At 61.3% G+C, this 19,441-nt stretch carries 16 protein-coding genes; 9 read left to right on the top strand and 7 right to left on the bottom strand.

All coding sequences use genetic code 11. The features are described from left to right. Nucleotides 1-272: 272 nt before the first annotated feature. The 3 genes from mtaB to AC2CHD_RS17975 all read right to left on the bottom strand — a co-directional run bounded on the left by mtaB (nt 273) and on the right by AC2CHD_RS17975 (nt 2,689). Nucleotides 273-1,556, bottom strand: coding sequence for a tRNA (N(6)-L-threonylcarbamoyladenosine(37)-C(2))-methylthiotransferase MtaB (gene mtaB / locus AC2CHD_RS17985; RefSeq protein WP_484554737.1), 1,284 nt, complete (start codon nt 1,554-1,556; stop codon nt 273-275). Then, a complete protein-coding gene (gene dapF / locus AC2CHD_RS17980; protein ID WP_484554736.1) occupies nt 1,557-2,438 on the bottom strand; it encodes a diaminopimelate epimerase in 882 nt (293 codons plus the stop codon). An 89-nt stretch (nt 2,439-2,527) separates the two neighbouring features. Next, entirely contained in the window at nt 2,528-2,689 is a 162-nt protein-coding gene (locus AC2CHD_RS17975) for a DUF1328 family protein (RefSeq protein WP_007007536.1), read from the bottom strand. A gap of 250 nt (nt 2,690-2,939) precedes the next feature. Here AC2CHD_RS17975 and AC2CHD_RS17970 point away from each other — a divergent pair, with 250 nt between their 5' ends. The 9 genes from AC2CHD_RS17970 to lpdA all read left to right on the top strand — a co-directional run bounded on the left by AC2CHD_RS17970 (nt 2,940) and on the right by lpdA (nt 15,092). Continuing rightward, entirely contained in the window at nt 2,940-3,473 is a 534-nt protein-coding gene (locus AC2CHD_RS17970) for a protease inhibitor Inh/omp19 family protein (protein WP_229449846.1), read from the top strand. 51 nt (nt 3,474-3,524) lie between these two features. Next, nucleotides 3,525-4,730 (top strand): cell division protein ZapE, encoded by a 1,206-nt coding sequence (zapE, locus tag AC2CHD_RS17965; RefSeq protein ID WP_484554735.1) that lies wholly within the window; start codon nt 3,525-3,527, stop codon nt 4,728-4,730. A gap of 355 nt (nt 4,731-5,085) precedes the next feature. After that, nucleotides 5,086-6,051: a malate dehydrogenase gene (mdh, locus tag AC2CHD_RS17960; RefSeq protein ID WP_229449844.1), complete on the top strand. Its 966-nt coding sequence runs from the start codon at nt 5,086-5,088 to the stop codon at nt 6,049-6,051. A gap of 13 nt (nt 6,052-6,064) precedes the next feature. Next, the gene (gene sucC / locus AC2CHD_RS17955; protein WP_484554734.1) at nt 6,065-7,261 is read left to right on the top strand and encodes an ADP-forming succinate--CoA ligase subunit beta; all 1,197 of its coding nucleotides are present in this window, start codon (nt 6,065-6,067) and stop codon (nt 7,259-7,261) included. A 6-nt stretch (nt 7,262-7,267) separates the two neighbouring features. Beyond that, nucleotides 7,268-8,170, top strand: a complete 903-nt coding sequence (sucD, locus tag AC2CHD_RS17950) for a succinate--CoA ligase subunit alpha (protein WP_229449842.1) — start codon at nt 7,268-7,270, stop codon at nt 8,168-8,170. A 110-nt stretch (nt 8,171-8,280) separates the two neighbouring features. Further along, on the top strand, nt 8,281-11,268 hold the full coding sequence (locus AC2CHD_RS17945) for a 2-oxoglutarate dehydrogenase E1 component (RefSeq protein ID WP_229449841.1): 2,988 nt from the start codon (nt 8,281-8,283) through the stop codon (nt 11,266-11,268). A gap of 21 nt (nt 11,269-11,289) precedes the next feature. After that, entirely contained in the window at nt 11,290-12,831 is a 1,542-nt protein-coding gene (odhB, locus tag AC2CHD_RS17940; protein ID WP_229449840.1) for a 2-oxoglutarate dehydrogenase complex dihydrolipoyllysine-residue succinyltransferase, read from the top strand. A gap of 66 nt (nt 12,832-12,897) precedes the next feature. Then, a complete protein-coding gene (locus AC2CHD_RS17935; protein WP_484554733.1) occupies nt 12,898-13,653 on the top strand; it encodes an SDR family oxidoreductase in 756 nt (251 codons plus the stop codon). Nucleotides 13,654-13,685: 32 nt separating this feature from the next. Next, a complete protein-coding gene (lpdA, locus tag AC2CHD_RS17930; protein WP_484554732.1) occupies nt 13,686-15,092 on the top strand; it encodes a dihydrolipoyl dehydrogenase in 1,407 nt (468 codons plus the stop codon). Nucleotides 15,093-15,147: 55 nt separating this feature from the next. On the opposite strand, the gene AC2CHD_RS17925 is transcribed toward lpdA, so the two are convergent. The 4 genes from AC2CHD_RS17925 to AC2CHD_RS17910 all read right to left on the bottom strand — a co-directional run bounded on the left by AC2CHD_RS17925 (nt 15,148) and on the right by AC2CHD_RS17910 (nt 19,438). Beyond that, nucleotides 15,148-15,351 (bottom strand): hypothetical protein, encoded by a 204-nt coding sequence (locus AC2CHD_RS17925; RefSeq protein ID WP_229449837.1) that lies wholly within the window; start codon nt 15,349-15,351, stop codon nt 15,148-15,150. Nucleotides 15,352-15,423: 72 nt separating this feature from the next. After that, the gene (locus tag AC2CHD_RS17920) at nt 15,424-16,497 is read right to left on the bottom strand and encodes a TraB/GumN family protein (RefSeq protein WP_484554731.1); all 1,074 of its coding nucleotides are present in this window, start codon (nt 16,495-16,497) and stop codon (nt 15,424-15,426) included. Between the two features lie 67 nt (nt 16,498-16,564). Continuing rightward, complete coding sequence (locus AC2CHD_RS17915) at nt 16,565-17,506, bottom strand: tyrosine recombinase XerC (protein WP_484554730.1); 942 nt, start codon at nt 17,504-17,506, stop codon at nt 16,565-16,567. A 120-nt stretch (nt 17,507-17,626) separates the two neighbouring features. Further along, nucleotides 17,627-19,438, bottom strand: coding sequence for an ABC-F family ATP-binding cassette domain-containing protein (locus AC2CHD_RS17910; RefSeq protein ID WP_484554729.1), 1,812 nt, complete (start codon nt 19,436-19,438; stop codon nt 17,627-17,629). Nucleotides 19,439-19,441: the final 3 nt, after the last annotated feature.

Below are 19,441 nucleotides of genomic sequence, written 5' to 3'. Positions count from 1 at the left end.
TGGCTCTGGCTCTGGCTCTGGCTCTGGCTCTGGCTCTGGCTCTGGCTCTGGCTCTGGCTCTGGCTCTGGCTCTGGCTCTGGCTCTGGCTCTGGCTCTGGCTCTGGCTCTGGCTCTGGAATGATCTCAGGGGCGGGCTTCTCGCCCGTCAAGGCCGCATCGGACTCTTCGGAAGCAACAGCCTCTTCCGTTTCGGCCTCGTCAGGCTTCGTTTCCTCAACTTCCTTTTTGCCGAAGGAAAAGACCTTTTTGATAAATCCAAACGCCATGCCTGCTATGCCGCTTCCTGTCTGACGGCGACCGCAGTGAGCCGCTCCCCGTCGTGGCCGGTGACCCGCGCCTCGATAATCTGCCGCGGCTGACCGCCCTCAAGCGCGGCCAGCGTGAAACCCTCTGTGCGGCCAAGCCCCGACCGCTCGATCAAAATGCGCTGACGGGTGCCGTCAAGCGATGCGAGATGCCGCGCATAGGCGGCGTCGCCCACGGCGCGCAGACGCGCGGCGCGCTCCTTCACCAGCGCGCGGTCGAGCTGCGGCATGCGCGCTGCCGGCGTGCCCTCGCGCGGGCTGAAGGGGAAGACGTGGAGATGCGTGAGCCCGCATTCCTCGACGATCTTCAGCGAGTTCTCGAACATGGCGTCGGTCTCTGTCGGGAAACCGGCGATGATGTCTGCGCCGAACACGGCGTCGGGCCGGAGCGCACGCACACGCTCGCAAAATTCAATGGCATCGGCGCGCAAATGGCGGCGCTTCATGCGCTTCAGGATCATGTCGTCGCCATGCTGCAGCGAAAGGTGGAGATGCGGCATCAGCCGTTCCTCTTCCGCCAGAGCGCGCAGCAGCTCGTCATCCGCCTCGATGGAATCGATGGAGGAAAGACGCAGGCGCTCAAGCTCCGGCACTTCACGCAGAAGCGTGGAGACAAGCCGCCCGAGGCGCGGGCTGCCCGGCAGATCCGCCCCGAAACTGGTGAGATCCACGCCCGTTAGCACCACTTCACCATAGCCATTGCCGACGAGCTGGCGCACCTGATCCACCACAGCACCCATGGGCACCGAGCGGGAATTGCCCCGGCCATAGGGAATGATGCAGAAGGTGCAGCGATGATCGCAGCCATTCTGCACCTGCACGAAGGCGCGGGCACGGCCCTCGATGGATTCGACCATGTGCGATGCGGTCTCGCGCACTTCCATGATGTCGTTGACGCGAACCTTCTCGAACTGGTTCACGCCGAAATCCGGCAAGGCGCGGTAATTGTGGGCCTTGAGCTTTTCCTCGTTGCCGAGCACGAGATCGACCTCGTCCATGGCGTCGAAGGTGCCCGGCTCCGTCTGTGCGGCGCAGCCGGTGACGATGATGCGGGCATCGGGATTTTCACGTCGCGCCTTGCGGATCGCCTGACGCGCCTGCCTTACCGCCTCGCCGGTGACGGCGCAGGTGTTGACGACGACAGCACCGCCCGCCAGCTCCTCAAGCCCGGCAGCCTTCGCCTCGCGCTTGATGACCTCGGACTCGTACGCGTTCAGCCGGCACCCGAATGTCAGAACATCCACCGTCATTCAGGCTGCTCCCTCGGTCTCGCGCTCCCAGGCCCCGGTGGCGGGGTCGAAACGGCCGGAGAATTCCCATTCGGCGGGACCGGTCATGATGACGTGATCGTCTTCGCGCCACAGAATGTCGAGCGGCCCACCCGGAACGGTGACCGTCACGTGACGGCCCGTGCGCCCGGTTCGCGCGGCAGACACCGCAGCCGCGCAGGCCGCAGAACCGCAGGCGAGCGTAAGCCCAGCCCCGCGTTCCCATGTGCGCAGGTTCATCGCATTTTCGGCTGTCACTTGCGCGATGGAGATGTTGGCACGTTCCGGGAAGATCGGATGGTTTTCAAGCAGCGGCCCAAACCGCTCCAGATCGTAGACATTGACGTCTCTCTCGACCCAGAAGATCGCATGGGGGTTGCCCATGGAGGCAACGGAAGGCGAATGCAGCACCGGCGCATCGATGGGCCCCGCCTGCAACTCGATCATGCGCGTATCGCGAAACTCTTCGGCGAGCGGAATGTCCTGCCAGCCGAACCGTGGCTTACCCATATCGACAGAGATCAGCCCGTCCTCATGCTCCTCGGCGTTCAGAATGCCGGCAATGGTCTGGAAGGTGAAAACCTTCTCGCCGGTTTCGGCGGCAAGCGCCTGCACGACACATCGTGTGCCATTGCCGCAGGCCTGCGCCTGGCTGCCATCGGAATTGATGATTTCGATATAGTTATGGGTGCCGGCAAGGCGCGGGTCATGGATCGCCATGATCTGGTCGAAGCGCGTAGCCGGATCGGCGTTGAGCGCACGCGCGGCCTCGGGCATCACCCGGTCCGCGCGCCCGCGCATGTCGGCAACGATAATCGCGTTGCCGAGGCCGTTCATCTTCGCGAATGCTGCCTCAAGCGCCATGGTGGCTCCAAACCTTGCGTCTCAGGCGCCTATATGGCTGATGATGGGCAAAATTACCAGACGAACGGCCTCATCAATCAAGTGCGATGTCAGGCTATCGCCACAATACCGAGGACCGCGAGAAGGAAGAGAACCAGAACCACGGCGATCAGAACTTTCGCGCCGGTCATTGCCGCTCCTGCAAGGCTGTTCATACCAAGCAGACCTGCAACAGCCGCGACGATCAGCAGAATGAGAATCCATTTAAGCATTGTTTGCCCTCCTTTTGGCGCTAGCGCCGGTTGAGAAGCTTCAACGTCAAAAACGGTCCCCGGTTCCCGCAGATGCGCCAATACCCCTGAGAAGGTGTTGCCAATAAGAAACAGTCACCCGGCCACGTGGCGGAAACAGGTTCTTAACCCTGGCTGGGCTGTTATAATTGCAAAAGTTCGCCACGATCTGGCGTTTCAAACGGAACTCATTTGTATTTCAGTGCATTGGACGCTGCAACGGAGAGACGGCATGCCACATAATAAGTTCGCAATTCTGGCCGTATCGCTTTTGGCCGTCGGTCTGGCCGGCTGTCAGAGCGACCGCTTCTCGCCGATGAGCACCAGGGCTCCAGAACCATTGCCCTCCGCGCCGTCTGGCACGGTAACGTCTAACCAGCTTCCGCCTCCCTCGAGCCCGACCACCAATCCTTCGCAGTTCCCTGAGGCACCTCAGCAGGAAACCCAGGTGGCAGCGCTCGACCCGAATGCGGCAGCCAATGCACCGGACGTTTCCACCGGCAGTGTTGCCGGCGTATGGAGTGTGAATGTGGCAGGCCAATCGTGCCGGGTCGCCACACCGCAGACCAAATTCGGTTCTGGCTATCGCGCGGGGCCGCTGCGTTGCCCGGCTCCGATCGACGGCGTGAAATCATGGAATGTCGAGGGCAAGCAACTTGCATTTTACGATGCGAATGGCAGCGTGCTCGCACGTCTCTACTCATCCGGAGCGGGCCGTTTCGATGGCCAGACCACCTCCGGCCAGCCCATCTCACTGTCGCGCTGAGCGACGCCCTAGATTATCCCTCGGCCAGACGGCCAAGCGTGAAAGCCTGACATGACACTGCGTGACGGACTTGTAACCCATCCTTCCGTCATGCAGCGCTACGACCACATGGTCGAGACGGGCAAGATCGCGCGCGATCCGGCACAGGAGAAAATCGCGGCGGCGTTGGACAGGCTGATCGGCGAGATCAGCGACAAGCGCCTGGCTCGAAAATCGAGCGCGCTCGGCTGGCTTTTCGCCCGGCGGAAAACATCCCGCGAGCCGGTGCGAGGGCTCTACGTGTATGGCGGCGTGGGCCGAGGCAAAACCATGCTCATGGACATGTTTCATGAGTTGGTGCCCGTAGAGCACAAGCGCCGCGCCCATTTCAACGATTTCATGGCAGACGTTCATGATCGCATTGGACAACACCGTGCGGCACTGAAAGCCGGCGAGACCCAGGAAACGGATCCGATCCCGCCCGTGGCGGCGGCGCTGGCGAAAGACGCATGGGTTCTGTGTTTCGATGAGTTCACTGTAACCGACATTGCCGATGCGATGATTCTCTCCCGCCTTTTCTCTGCCTTGTTCGACAAGGGTGTCGTTCTGGTGGCCACATCCAACGTCGCACCGGACGACCTCTATCGCGATGGACTCAATCGCGGTCTTTTTCTACCGTTCATCGGCATTCTCAAGGAAAACACCCGCATTCTGGAGCTGGATATCGACACCGATTACCGGATGCAGAAGCTCAACCGCATTCCTGTCTATATCTCTCCGGACGATCCAGCTGCCACAAAGCAGATGGACGAGGCCTGGGCGACGGTGACCGACGGACAGCCAGTCGAACCCTCGGAGCTGAAGGTGAAGGGCAGGACCGTGCCCGTGCCACAGGCATCCGGCTCAGCTGCACGCTTTTCATTTGCGGATCTCTGCGAGAAACCGCTCGGCGCTCGCGATTATCTGGCCATAGCCGGCGCTTTCGACACGATCTTCATCGATCACGTCCCGACCATGGATATGCGACGACGCAACGAAGCGAAACGGTTCATTCTTCTCATCGACACACTGTACGATGCCGGCGCAAGGGTGTTCATATCTGCCGCTGCTCAACCCGATGCGCTCTACACGGCTTCAAACGGCACAGAAGCTTTCGAGTTTGATCGCACTGTTTCCCGACTCATAGAGATGCAGAGCCAGGACTGGCTGGAGCAAACCGGTCCGCGAATGGCTGAGAAATCCACTTCTGTTGGAGAGCAGGCAGCGCAAACGGGCTGATCTTCAGCCTCCTCGCCCGCAGAATCCCCTGCAAGCCGGGGCGCGATCGATAATAATGCACATTTTTCAGGCAAAATTCTTACGTTTACGTAAGTCCACAAATGTCTAAACGATTGAAATTCCTGAGCAGATAAGAATCGGTTGAATTTCTCTGCCAGTATGCTTATTCCAATGAGGCTTATGAAGCGGGCCACGCCATGGATTTGCCGCGCCTTTATGGAAAAAGGAGCGCGACGAACCGCTGGCCCGAAATGCATTAGTGTGACACGACACAGGCAAAACGCGACGCGCGCATTCTTCTTCACACATCCATCTCACCACCTATCCTTTCGACACAAGGGGGAATTCTAACCACATGGCACGCGACAAGATCGCTCTCATCGGCTCCGGCATGATCGGTGGAACGCTCGCACACCTGGCGGGCTTGAAGGAACTGGGCGACGTCGTCCTGTTCGACATTGCCGAGGGCATCCCCCAGGGCAAGGGACTGGACATCGCCGAATCCTCGCCGGTCGAGGGCTTCGACGCCAAAATGGTTGGCGCCAACGACTACGCTGCCATCGAGGGCGCGGATGTCTGCATCGTCACCGCCGGTGTTGCCCGCAAGCCCGGCATGAGCCGCGATGACCTTCTGGGCATCAATCTGAAAGTGATGGAGCAGGTCGGCGCTGGCATCAAGAAATACGCCCCCAACGCTTTCGTGATCTGCATCACCAACCCGCTCGACGCCATGGTCTGGGCGCTGCAGAAGTTCTCCGGCCTGCCGAAGAGCCATGTGGTCGGCATGGCCGGCGTGCTGGACTCGGCTCGTTTCCGTTACTTCCTGTCGGAAGAGTTCAAGGTCTCCGTCGAAGACGTGACGGCTTTCGTTCTCGGCGGCCACGGCGATTCCATGGTTCCGCTGACGCGCTACTCCACCGTTGCCGGCATTCCGATCCCGGACCTGGTGAAGATGGGCTGGACCTCCAAGGAGAAGATCGACGAGATCGTGCAGCGCACCCGTGACGGCGGCGCAGAGATCGTCGGCCTTCTGAAGACCGGCTCGGCCTATTACGCCCCGGCTTCGTCGGCCATCGCGATGGCGGAGAGCTACCTGAAAGACAAGAAGCGCGTCCTGCCCTGCGCGGCACATCTTGCCGGCCAGTATGGCGTCAAGGACATGTATGTGGGCGTTCCCACAGTCATCGGCGCCGGCGGTGTCGAGCGCATCATCGAAATCGATCTCAACAAGTCTGAGCAGAAGATGTTCGAACAGTCCGTGGAGGCCGTTGCCGGTCTTTGCGAGGCCTGCGCCAACATCGCGCCCAACCTGAAGAAGTAGGAGTAGGCCTCCAATGAACATTCATGAGTATCAAGCCAAGCAGCTTCTGAAGAGCTATGGCGCACCGGTGGCCGAGGGCGTGCCGGTCTTTGAGAAGGGCGAAGCCGAAGCCGCTGCGAAAAAGCTTCCCGGACCGCTCTATGTGGTAAAGAGCCAGATCCACGCCGGTGGACGCGGCAAGGGCAAGTTCACCGAACTCGGGCCCGACGCCAAGGGCGGCGTGCGGCTTGCGAAGAGCGTCGAGGAAGTTGTCGCGCACACCAACGAGATGCTCGGCAACACGCTGGTCACCAAGCAGACCGGCCCGGCCGGCAAGCAGGTGAACCGCCTCTATATCGAAGACGGTGCGGACATCGACCGCGAGCTCTACCTCTCGATCCTCATCGACCGCACGGTCGGCCGTCCGGCTTTCGTCGTCTCGACGGAAGGCGGCATGGACATTGAGGCTGTCGCCGAAGAGACGCCGGAGAAGATCCTCACGCTCGCCATCGACCCGGAAACGGGCGTGACGGCTGACGACGTGAAGAAGCTCAACGAGGCGCTGAAGCTCGACGGCGAGGCGGCAAAGGACGGCGAGACGCTGTTCCCTATCCTCTACAAGGCCTTCACCGAGAAGGACATGAGCCTTCTGGAAGTGAACCCGCTGATCGTCATGGAAAATGGCCGTCTGCGCGTTCTCGATGCCAAGGTCTCCTTCGACGGCAACGCGCTGTTCCGTCACGAGGACGTGGTTGCCCTGCGCGACACGACCGAGGAAGACGAGAAGGAAATCGAGGCTTCCAAATACGACCTCGCCTATGTCGCGCTCGACGGCAACATCGGCTGCATGGTCAATGGTGCCGGTCTCGCAATGGCCACGATGGACATCATCAAGCTCTACGGAGCCGAACCTGCCAATTTCCTCGATGTCGGCGGCGGCGCATCCAAGGAGAAGGTGACGGCAGCCTTCAAGATCATCACCGCGGACCCGGCCGTGAAGGGCATTCTGGTCAACATCTTCGGCGGCATCATGCGCTGCGACGTCATCGCTGAAGGCGTTGTCGCTGCCGTCAAGGAAGTGGGCCTGAAGGTTCCGCTGGTGGTTCGCCTAGAGGGCACCAATGTCGATCTTGGCAAGAAGATCATCAACGAAAGCGGTCTCAACGTGATCGCCGCCGATGATCTCGACGACGCCGCCAAGAAGATCGTTGCAGCCGTTAAGGGAAGCTGAGCCAAGATGTCCATTCTCGTAAACAAAGACACCAAGGTTCTCGTTCAGGGCCTGACCGGCAAGACCGGAACCTTCCACACCGAACAGGCGCTTGCCTATCATGGCACGCAGATGGTCGGCGGCATTCACCCCAAGAAGGGCGGCTCCACCTGGACCGGCCAGGGCGGTGAAGAGCTCCCGATCTTCGCATCCGTCGCCGAAGGCAAGGAAAAGACCGGCGCAAACGCATCCGTGATCTATGTCCCGCCGGCAGGCGCAGGCGCGGCCATCATCGAGGCCATCGAGGCCGAGATCCCGCTCATCGTCTGCATCACGGAAGGCATTCCGGTGATGGACATGGTTGCGGTGAAGGCAAAGCTCGACAAGTCCAAGTCGCGCCTGATCGGCCCGAACTGCCCCGGTGTTCTGACGCCGAACGAATGCAAGATCGGCATCATGCCCGGCAACATCTTCCAGAAGGGTTCCGTGGGCGTCGTGTCGCGCTCCGGCACGCTCACCTATGAGGCCGTGTTCCAGACGACCAATGCCGGCCTTGGCCAGACGACGGCAGTCGGCATCGGCGGCGACCCGGTGAAAGGCACCGAGTTCATCGACGTTTTGGAGATGTTCCTGGCCGACGACGAAACTCAGTCGATCATCATGATCGGTGAGATCGGCGGTTCGGCGGAAGAAGAAGCAGCCCAGTTCCTCCGCGATGAGGCCAAGAAAGGCCGCAAGAAGCCGATGGCCGGCTTCATCGCGGGCCGTACCGCTCCTCCCGGACGCACCATGGGCCATGCAGGCGCCGTGATCTCCGGCGGCAAGGGCGGCGCAGAAGACAAGATCGCGGCAATGGAAGCAGCCGGCATCAAGGTTTCGCCCTCCCCGGCGCGCCTTGGCCAGACGCTCGTTGAAGCGATCAAGGGTTGAAGAAGAACCATAAACCCGGCTTGCCACATAGGTGGCAGCCGGGAACAATGTGACTGTCCGGCTAATTTGCCGGCGACCAAGGAGCCGGAACGCGGGTTCCGGAAATCAAAATGGCACGGCAAGATCAGGCCAACGACCAAATGTCGCTCACCTCGTTTCTCTATGGCGGCAATGCTGCCTATATCGAGGAACTCTACGCCAGCTATCAGGACGATCCGTCTTCCGTCAGTGAAGACTGGCGCGATTTCTTCGGCGCGCTCAAAGATGATGCCGCCGATGTGAAGAAGAACGCCGCCGGCGCGTCCTGGAAAAAGAAGAATTGGCCTCAGGCCGCAAATGGCGAGCTTGTCTCAGCGCTTGATGGCGACTGGGGCGCAGTCGAAAAGCATTTCGACGGCAAGATCAAGGAAAAGGCAGCCAAGACCGGCGCGCAGCTTTCGCCCGAAGAAACCCTCCAGGCGACCCGTGATTCCGTCCGTGCCATCATGATGATCCGTGCCTATCGCATGCGCGGTCATTTGCATGCCGACCTCGACCCGCTGGGCATTGCCAAGCCGCTGGAAGATTACAACGAGCTGTCGCCAGAGGCCTACGGCTTCACGGAGGCCGACTACGACCGCCCGATCTTCATCGATCATGTGCTCGGCCTCGAGACGGCCACGATCCGCCAGATGCTCGACATTCTGAAGCGGACCTATTGCTCGACGCTGGGCGTCGAGTTCATGCACATCTCCAACCCGGCTGAAAAAGCGTGGATCCAGGAGCGCATCGAAGGTCCCGACAAAGGCGTCGAGTTCACCGCCAACGGCAAAAAGGCAATCCTGCAGAAGCTGATCGAAGCGGAAGGCTTTGAGCAGTTCATCGATGTGAAATACAAGGGCACCAAGCGCTTCGGCCTCGACGGCGGTGAAGCGCTGATCCCCGCTCTCGAACAGATCATCAAGCGCGGCGGCCAGATGGGCCTCAAGGAAATCGTTCTCGGCATGGCCCACCGTGGCCGCCTGAACGTCCTCGCGCAAGTCATGGAAAAGCCTCACCGCGCCATCTTCCACGAGTTCAAGGGCGGCTCCTTCGCGCCTGACGATGTGGAAGGCTCCGGTGACGTGAAATATCATCTCGGCGCCTCCTCCGACCGCGCCTTCGATGGCAACAATGTGCACCTCTCGCTGACGGCGAACCCCTCGCATCTGGAAATCGTGAACCCGGTGGTGATGGGCAAGGCCCGCGCCAAGCAGGACCAGGTGTTCGGCCGCAAGCGCGAGGAAGTGGTGCCGCCGGAAGAGCGGGCGCGGGTCATGCCGTTGCTGCTGCACGGTGATGCCGCCTTTGCCGGTCAGGGCGTTGTGGCCGAGTGCTTCGGCCTATCGGGCCTGCGCGGCCACCGCGTTGCCGGCACCGTGCATTTCATCATCAACAACCAGATCGGCTTCACCACCAATCCGCGCTTCTCGCGCTCCTCGCCCTATCCTTCCGATGTGGCGAAGATGATTGAGGCACCGATCTTCCACGTGAATGGCGACGACCCGGAGGCGGTGGTCTATGCGGCAAAGGTTGCAACCGAATTCCGCATGACCTTCCACAAGCCGGTTGTCATCGACATGTTCTGCTACCGTCGCTACGGCCACAACGAGGGCGACGAGCCGGCATTCACCCAGCCGATCATGTATCGCAAGATCCGCAAGCACACGACGACGAGCGAGATCTATGCGAAGAAGATGATCGAGGAAGGTCTTGTGACCGAAGCCGACATCGAGAAGATGCGGGCCGACTGGCGCGCCCATCTTGAAGCGGAGTTCGAGGCCGGTCAGGCTTACAAGCCCAACAAGGCCGACTGGCTGGATGGCGTCTGGTCGGGCCTGAAGAAGGCCGATCATGCGGATGAACAGCGCCGCGGCAAGACCGCCGTCCCGGTCAAGACGCTCAAGGAAATCGGCAAGAAGCTGACCGAAATCCCGGAGGATTTCGAAGCCCACCGCACGATCCAGCGCTTCCTGAAAAACCGCAAGGCAATGATCGACGAGGGCGCCGGTATCGACTGGGCGACGGCTGAGGCCCTTGCCTTCGGCTCGATCCTGCTCGAGGGCAATCCGGTGCGCCTGTCCGGTCAGGACTCCGAGCGCGGCACCTTCTCGCAGCGCCACTCCGTGCTCTACGACCAGCGCGACGAAAATCGCTACATCCCGCTCAACAATCTGGGACCGCAGCAGGCCTATTACGAAGTCATCAACTCGATGCTTTCGGAAGAAGCTGTCCTCGGCTTCGAATACGGCTTCTCGCTTGCCGAACCCCGCGCGCTGACGCTGTGGGAAGCGCAGTTCGGCGACTTCGCCAACGGCGCGCAAGTGGTCTTCGACCAGTTCATCTCGTCTGGCGAACGCAAGTGGCTCCGCATGTCAGGCCTCGTGTGCCTGCTGCCACACGGTTATGAGGGTCAGGGTCCGGAGCACTCCTCCGCCCGCCTCGAACGCTGGCTTCAGATGTGCGCGGAAGACAACATGCAGGTCGCCTATTGTTCAACGCCTGCAAACTATTTCCACATTCTGCGTCGTCAGTTGAAGCGCGATTTCCGCAAGCCGCTCATCCTGATGACACCGAAATCGCTGCTGCGCCACAAGCGCTGCGTGTCCACATTGGCTGAGCTTTCCGGCGAAAGCGCATTCCACCGTCTCTTGTGGGACGATGCCGAGCATCTGGACGGCGAGAAGATCAAGCTGGTGAAGGATTCGAAGATCCGCCGCGTCGTCATGTGCTCCGGCAAGGTCTATTACGACCTCTACGAAGAGCGCGAGAAGCGCGGCATCGACGATATCTATCTTCTCCGTGTCGAGCAGCTCTACCCGTTCCCGGCCAAGGCTTTGATCAACGAGCTTTCGCGCTTCAAGAATGCGGAAATGGTGTGGTGCCAGGAAGAGCCCAAGAACATGGGTGCCTGGTCCTTTATCGATCCGTATCTCGAGTGGGTTCTGCAACACATCGAGGCCAAGAATACGCGTGTGCGCTACACCGGTCGTCCGGCCGCTGCATCGCCCGCGACCGGCCTTATGTCGAAGCATCTGGCGCAGCTCGAGGCTTTCCTCGAAGACGCGCTCGGCGAATAGCAAGCGACGGAGAAAAACGACATGGCGACCGAGATTCGGGTTCCCACACTGGGCGAGTCCGTTACCGAGGCAACCATTGCCCGCTGGATGAAATCGGTGGGTGACACGATCGCCACCGACGAGCCACTCGTTGAGCTGGAAACCGACAAGGTTTCCATTGAAGTGCCCGCGCCCGCTGCCGGCACTCTCGATGAGATCACCGTCAAGGAAGGCGAAACCGTCGAAGTCGGCGCGCTCCTCGGCATGATTGCCGCGGGCGAAGGCGCCGGCAAAGCAAAACCAGAAACCAGTCAGGCCGGCGAAAGCTCGTCCGGTACGAAAGAAACCCAGGAGGCAACCATGGCCGGCGGCGGAAAAATCGTCGAGGTGAATGTTCCATCGGCGGGCGAATCCGTCACCGAAGCCCAGGTCGGCGAGATCTACAAGAAGGTTGGCGACGCGGTGAAAACCGATGAAGCCATTCTTGAGCTCGAAACCGACAAGGCGGCTCAGGAAGTGATGTCGCCGGTCGATGGCGTGATCACTGAGATGGTGGTTGCATCGGGTGACGAGGTCGAAGTGGGGGCGCTTCTCCTACGCATCGAACAGGGAGCCTCTGCCGGCGCCGCAGCGCCCAAGGCCGACAAGCCGGCCGAGAAGGAAGCCCCCGCGGCGAAGAAGGATGACGATGGCGGACGTCCGCCCGCACCCTCTGCTCAGAAGCTGATGACAGAAAAGGGCATGAAGGCCTCGGACGTTGCCGGTTCCGGCAAAGACGGCCAGGTGTTGAAGGGCGATGTGCTGGCGGCGCTTGAAGGCGGCGCACCGAGTTCACCGGCTGAAAAGCCCAAAGCAGCCCGCCCCGCTTCTCCCGCCGAGGACGAGAGCCGTGAAGAGCGCGTGAAGATGACGCGCCTGCGTCAGACCATCGCGCGCCGCCTCAAGGATGCGCAGGACACTGCCGCGATGCTCACCACCTTCAACGAGGTGGACATGACTGCGGTCATGGAGATGCGCAAGAAGTACAAGGAGCTCTTCGAGAAGAAGCATGGCGTGAAGCTCGGCTTCATGGGCTTCTTCACCAAGGCGGTGTGCCATGCGCTGAAGGAAATCCCGGCTGTGAATGCCGAGATCGACGGCACGGACATCATCTACAAGAACTTCTGCCATATCGGCGTAGCGGTCGGCACCGACCGTGGTCTCGTCGTGCCGGTGGTGCGCGATGCCGACCAAATGTCGATCGCCGAGGTGGAGAAGGAAATCGGTCGTCTGGGTCTCGCGGCCCGCGATGGCAAGCTCTCCATGGCTGACATGCAGGGCGGCACCTTCACCATCTCCAATGGCGGTGTCTATGGCTCGCTGATGTCGACCCCGATCCTGAATGCGCCGCAATCGGGCATTCTGGGCATGCACAAGATCCAGGAGCGGCCCATGGTGGTCGGCGGCCAGATCGTCATCCGCCCGATGATGTATCTCGCGCTTTCCTATGATCACCGGATCGTTGACGGCAAGGAAGCCGTGACTTTCCTCGTGCGCATCAAGGACGTGCTCGAGGATCCGGAACGACTGGTCCTCGACCTCTAGAAAAGCCGGGCGCGGAAGGCGGATGTCTTTCGCGCCCTTGTCCATCCGGCGAGATCAGGAATGGCGATGATGCAGTCAGCAAAGACACTTCTGGTGACAGGCGGGAGCCGCGGCATCGGCGCTGCGATCTGTCGACTGGCGGCAAGCGCGGGATATCGTGTAGCAGTCAACTATGTTGCCAACCCTGACGCAGCCGAAACCGTGGTCCGGAATATCGAACAAGCGGGCGGCGAGGCCTTCGCCGTCAAGGCTGACATGGCCGAGGAAAGCGAAATCCTGGCCATGTTTGAGGCCGTTGACCGGCGCTTTGGCCGGCTCGATGCTCTTGTCAACAATGCGGGCATTGTCGACCGCAAGGCGCGCGTCGACGAAATGGACCTCGCTCGCTTCGAGCGTATGATGCGTATCAATGTGATCGGCACGATGCTGTGCGCCCGCGAGGCGGTGAAGCGCATGTCCACACGCCACGGCGGCAAGGGCGGTGCCATCGTCAACATATCTTCCATCGCCGCAGTGCTTGGTTCGGCAGGCGAATATGTGGATTACGCAGCCTCCAAGGCAGCGGTCGATACCTTCACAATGGGGCTTGCCCGCGAAGTTGCTGAGGAAGGCATCCGTGTCAACGCCGTGCGGCCCGGCATCACCGATACCGAAATCCACGCCTCCGGCGGCCAGCCGGACAGGGCGCAGCGGCTTTCGGGTCTGATCCCAATGAAACGGCCTGGCACGGCAGAGGAAATCGCCCGCGCCGCGCTCTGGCTTCTCTCCGATGAGGCGTCCTACTCCACGGGCGCCATTCTCAATGTCAGCGGCGGCCGATAGCCGACGCAACGGAATTCAGGAAAGGCACGAACATGTCCTATGATCTCGTCGTGATCGGCACCGGCCCCGGCGGCTATGTCTGCGCCATCAAGGCGGCTCAACTCGGCCTCAAGACAGCTGTTGTCGAGAAGCTCTCCACCCATGGCGGCACCTGCGTCAATGTCGGCTGCATCCCCTCCAAGGCGCTGCTGCACGCCACGGAGATGTTCGCGGAAGCCGGCCATGGCCTTGCCGATCTCGGCGTTGAGGTGAGCAAGCCCAAGCTCAATCTCAAGAAGATGATGGAGCATCGCGTCAAGACGGTCGAGCAGAACACCAAGGGTCTCGACTTCCTGATGAAGAAGAACAAGATCGATGTCCTTCGCGGCTTTGGCAGCATCGCCGGCAAAGGCAAGGTCAGCGTTAAGGGCGACGACGGCAAGGAACAGACTGTCGAGACGAAGAACATCGTCATCGCCACCGGCTCCGACGTCGCCGGCATTCCTGGCGTCGACGTGAAGTTCGACGAAAAGGTGATCGTCTCCTCCACCGGCGCTCTGGAGCTTTCCAAGGTTCCTGAGCACATGGTGGTTGTCGGGGGCGGCGTGATTGGCCTGGAGCTGGGTTCCGTCTGGGCCCGCCTCGGCGCCAAGGTGACCGTGGTCGAATATCTCGACACCATTCTTGGCGGTATGGACGGTGAGGTCGCCAAGCAGTTTCAGCGTATGCTCGGCAAGCAGGGTTTCGAGTTCAAGCTCGGCGCGAAGGTCACGGACGTAACCAAGGCCGGCAAGGGCGCGAAGGTCACTTTTGAGCCGGCAAAGGGCGGAGACGCCGAAACCGTCGAAGCAGATGTGGTTCTCGTTGCGACCGGCCGCAAGCCGTACACAGAGGGCCTTGGCCTTGATGCCGTGGGCGTGGAGCTGGATGAGCGCGGCCGTGTGAAGACCGACGGGCATTTCAAGACGAATGTCGATGGCATTTACGCGATTGGCGACGTGATCGCCGGTCCGATGCTCGCGCACAAAGCCGAGGATGAAGGCGTCGCCGTGGCCGAGATCCTCGCCGGACAGGCCGGGCACGTGAACTATGATGTGATCCCCGGCGTGGTCTACACCAGCCCGGAAGTTGCATCCGTGGGCAAGACCGAAGAAGAGCTTAAAAAGGCCGGCGTGGAATACAACGCCGGCAAATTCCCCTTCTCGGCCAACGGTCGCGCCCGCTCCATGCTCAAGACGGATGGTTTCGTGAAGGTGCTCGCCGACAAGAAGACGGATCGCGTGCTGGGCGTTCACATCGTCGGCTTCGGCGCCGGCGAGATGATCCATGAGGCAGCGGTTCTGATGGAGTTCGGCGGCTCGTCGGAAGACCTGGCCCGCACCTGCCACGCACACCCCACCATGTCGGAAACGGTCAAGGAAGCCGCACTCGCCACCTTTGCCAAGCCGATCCACATGTAATCCGACAGGGATTTAAACAACGACGAAGCCCCGAAGCGAAAGCTTTGGGGCTTTTTTACTCACCATCACCGGTGGGAATACTGTCGTTGACAGCCTCCGGCACCGTGGTGACATGTGGACCGAAGAAGCCGCTTCCTGAAATCGCCATGAAGACGAGTATGGCGAGCGCGGCGGCGATGGCGCCAATCACAAACCCGCGCGTTCCCGCCGAGCTTGCGGAACGGTGTTTGGGATTCTCGTTTGGGTTTTCGTCTTGCATGACGTCACTCCAAAAACCCTCCCCAGCACCATCACCACGATAACACGCGTTTAGTTAGCCGGAACCCTAAATCTACCGCACGCCTTCAACTGAATAACCCTGTGCACGCAGAAGTTCGATGAGGCCTTCCTCCCCGGGCAGATGCAATGCTCCAACTGCGACAAAGGCATTGCCCCTGTCCAGTATGGGCCGCACCCGCTCGGCCATTGTTCCATTGCGCGCTTTGACCATTGCCTGATCGAAGGCAGCGTAATCACCCGAACCCTCTTCCTGCTCGGGGATTGCAACACGGATCAGTGGCCAGAACATGCCGGTCTCTCCCTCGGCATAGAGCGACACCATGGTTTCCATCACGTCGTTCAGGCCATCACCCAGCGCCAGCGTCTCTACCAGGCCACGCACATGCATTTCCATGGGCAGAGAGGCCATGGCGTCCAGTTGATCAACCGCCGTCTCAAGACCCAGAAGCTCTTTGCCGGCGTTTTGCGCATCCTCGGCGAGTTTAACGTCCAGAATCGGCATCCCGGCTTCCTTGCGCTGAATTTCGCAGGCAGGCAATGCCACCAGCGAGATCAACATCCATGGCTTCATCTTTTTCACGCTGGCGAACGAAATACCGCGCAGCTCAAGCGCATCCGCCACCGTTTGACGCTCGGCCCCGGCCAGGTGATCGCCAAGCGTTTCCTCACCGGTGAACATCATCAGTTCCGGGCGTTTAAACATGGCCGCAGCCATTTTGGACTGATCGAGAATATCCGTTGTTTCGATGACGACGCGTTCCGCCGCGTCGAATGCTTGGCGAGCATCCACGGGAAGAGTGACCACGCGCGGGTCGCTCATATGCATGGTGCCGAAAAGATAAGAGGGCGCAACGCCCTCCTTCTCGACCCGCCAAAGGAGTCCGCTGCCATTCGGCGTCTCCGCCGCCTGTCGTCGCACCTCTTCAAGCGCGTCCGGGTTCTCTGCGGCGAGTTCCGTCAGGAGGTTTGTGCCCGAACAGACAATCTCATCCGCCTTTGCCGGCTTTGCCATCAGCAGGCCGAGGACCAGCGCCAGCAGCAGGAAAAGCGGAAAGGCAGCAGCGCACAGAAAAAGGCGGTCAACAAACCGCTCGGTCGCGGTGGTGGCTTTTGCATGCGTTTTCATGGCGCCACGCTAGCGGCAAATCCCGGCGAAACCGTTAAACCGCCACCACAAATTGCGAGCAATGGCTTCAAGCCCGCGGATGGGTGGCATCGTAGATTTCGAGAAGCCGCGCCGTGTCCACACCCGTATAGACCTGCGTCGTGGAGAGGCTCGCATGGCCCAGAAGCTCCTGGATCGCGCGCAGATCGCCGCCGCGCCCAAGAAGATGCGTGGCGAAGGAATGCCTGAGCGCATGCGGCGTTGCTGTCTCCGGCAGGTTGAGCGCGGAGCGCATACGCTTCATCTCGCGCTGAATGATCGCAGGCTGCAAAGCACCGCCACGCGCGCCGCGAAAAAGCGGCCCGTCTGCCTCCAGATGATAAGGGCAAAGACGCTGATACTCGGCGACCGCCTCGGCAGATACCGGCAGCACCGGCACAAGCCGTGTCTTGCCACCCTTGCCGGTGATCCTGAGCGCGCCCTGACGCAGCTCCCCGACCTGACCGCCAAGAAGCCCAAGCGCCTCCGAAATCCGAAGCCCGGCTCCATAAAGCAGCGTGAAGACGGCGGCATTCCGCGCCGCGATCCACGGTTCCTCGGCAAGTTGCCCCTCACCAGAGGCAACCTTGCGCGCATCGGCGGCCGTCAGTGGCTTGGGCAGCGCGCGCGGAGCACGCGGCGCCTTCAGCGCAGCCGCAGCCGCCGCGTTCACCAGCCCCCGACGCTCCAGATAACGCAGAAACGAGCGCACGCCGGCAAGCCCGCGCCCGAGCGTACGGGCTCCCGCACCCCTGCCCCGCCGAAAGGCCAGAAAGGCGCGCAGGTCCGCCGGGCGCAGCTCGGCAATGTCAGCGAGACCCGGTGCCTCGCCGCAATGCCCTGTGAGAAACTGCAGAAACTGCCGCGTGTCTCGCTCATAGGCATCGACGGTCAGCGCCGAAAGACGCCGCTCATCAGCCAGCGAGGCAAGCCACCTGACACGGGCCTTCTGGAGGTCGGGCTTTGCGGAAATGAGGAAATCCTGGTCCATACGCGGCATTCTGAACCAGTCTGGTTAGCGAGCGGTGAAGGCGGGGGAATGACGGCTTTCATCTCCCCGCCTGCGGGGAGAGGGGGGCTTTGAAGTCGGCGTCCAAAAAAGCAAGAGCCGCTAAGCGCCCTCAACCTCCTCGCGCAACATTTCCAGCTCCAGCCATTCCTCTTCCATCGTCTCCCGGTTCGCGCGCTTTTCATCGAGCTCTTTGGAATAGCGCTGAAAAGCGGTTGCATCGCGCGTGTAGAGGTTCGGATCGGCGAGTTTCTCTTCCAGAGCAGCTATTTCGTCCGCCAGCTCTTCGATCTTCTGCGGCAGCGTCTCCAGCGCGAACTTCTGCTTGTAGGAGAGCTTCTTCGATGCCGGCTTGGGCGTGCCCGCATTGCCGGCGGGCTTCGCCTTCTGCTGCTCGGCACTACGGGCCTTGCGCCGCTCCAGCTCCTCGCCCTTGCGCTGCGCCATCATGTCGGAATAGCCGCCCGCATACTCGATCCAGCGGCCATCGCCAGCAGGCGCAATGGTGCTCGTCACCGTACGGTCGAGGAAATCGCGGTCATGGCTGACGAGCAGCACCGTGCCGGGAAAGTCCTCGACAAGCTCCTGCAGAAGGTCGAGCGTCTCCATATCGAGATCGTTTGTCGGTTCATCGAGAACCAGCAGATTGGCCGGGCGTGCGAGGAGCCGGGCCAGAACCAGCCGCGCGCGTTCACCGCCCGAAAGCTCGCGGATCGGCGTGCGCGCCTGCTCAGGTTTGAACAAGAAGTCCTTCATATAGGAAACGACATGCCGCTCCTGCCCGTTGACGATGACGCTGTCGCCGCGCCCATCGGTCAGGAAGTGAGAGAGCGTCTCCAGCGGATCGAGCGCACGCTTCTGGTCCAGAATGGCGATTTCCAGATTGGCACCGAGCCGCAGCGATCCCTCATCGGGCTCAAGCTTGCCTGTCAGAAGATTGATCAGCGTCGTTTTGCCGGCGCCATTGGGCCCGACAAGGCCGACACGGTCGCCACGCAGGATGCGCGCGGAAAAGTCCTTGACCACCTGCAACCCGTCATAGGATTTGGCGAGCCCCTTCGCCTCGATGACAAGCTTGCCGGATTCAGCGGCATCACTGGCCGCCATGGTCGCCACGCCTTCCGCGCCGCGGTGGCTGCGGTGTTTCTCGCGCAGCGCCTGCAACTCTCCCAGACGGCGCACATTGCGCTTGCGGCGCGCGGTCACGCCATAGCGCAGCCAGTGCTCTTCGCGCTCGATCTTGCGGGCGAGCTTGTGCTGCTCGCGTTCTTCCTCTTCGAGCACCTGATCGCGCCAGTCCTCGAAATGGGCGAACCCCTTGTCGAGCCGGCGCGTCACACCCCGGTCGAGCCACACGGTTGCGCGGCTTACCTTTTCCAGAAATCGGCGGTCATGCGAGATGGTGACCAAAGCAGAAGAGGTTCGCTGCAACTCTTCCTCAAGCCACTCGATCGTGGCAAGGTCGAGATGGTTTGTCGGCTCATCGAGCAGCAGCAGATCCGGCTCCGGCGCAAGCACGCGGGCCAGTGCCGCACGGCGCGCCTCGCCGCCAGAAAGCGTCGCCGGGTCTTCATCGCCCGTGAGCCCCAGCCGGTCGATGACCAGCGCCACCCGGTTGATGTCGTCGGCCGGGCCGAGACCCGCCTCCACATAGGCGCGCACGGTCGCGAAGCCCTGCCAGTCGGGCGTCTGCGGCAGGTAACGTATGGTTGCTGTCGGCTGGCGGAAGATCTCGCCATCCTGCGGCTCCACGAGCCCGGCGGCAATCTTCAACAGGGTCGACTTGCCGGAGCCATTGCGCCCCACCAGCGCAAGCCGCTCGCCGGGGCCGACCATCAGCGAGGCACCGGCCAGCAGCGGCGTGCCACCGAAGGTCAAACGAATATCATCCAGCTTTAAAAGTGGCGGCGCCATGGT

The organism is Nitratireductor sp. ATLC21 (genome assembly GCF_057196525.1).
Note: the sequence above shows the minus strand (reverse complement) of the source record. Positions and strands in the feature narration are given on the sequence as shown.